Raw genomic sequence first — 384 nt, forward strand, 5'->3', positions numbered from 1 at the left:
CAACCATGCAGGAACTCGTGAACGTTGAAGGCACGCGCTGGAGAATCGAAGAATGTTTCGAGACGGCCAAAAACGAATTCGGTCTTGATCATAACGAAACCCGTTCCTGGCATGGCTGGCATCGGCATGTCTCTCTGGTCATGCTCGCCTATGCCGTCATGGCCAGTGTCCGTTACCAGGAAAACTCACTGAAATCGAAAAAAACACTGCACCGGACACGATAGTCCTTGTCCGCTGGTCCATACAGGAAATCAGGCGTCTCGTCGTAAAACTCTCACAACGCAGACTGCCCGTAGCCCACATCCTCAGATGGTCTGTCTTTCGACGAACACATCAGGCCACTGCTATCCGCGCTCACTCACAACACAAAATGCAACTGTAGTG

At 51.8% G+C, this 384-nt stretch carries 1 protein-coding gene; it reads left to right on the plus strand.

What is annotated here, in order from left to right:
* Window positions 1–224 (plus strand): transposase (locus B7G66_RS16470; RefSeq protein ID WP_048859416.1); only part of this gene is annotated, 224 nt, incomplete at its 5' end.
* Between the last annotated feature and the right edge of the window lie 160 nt (window positions 225–384).

The organism is Novacetimonas hansenii JCM 7643 (assembly GCF_000964405.1).
Classification (GTDB): domain Bacteria; phylum Pseudomonadota; class Alphaproteobacteria; order Acetobacterales; family Acetobacteraceae; genus Novacetimonas; species Novacetimonas hansenii.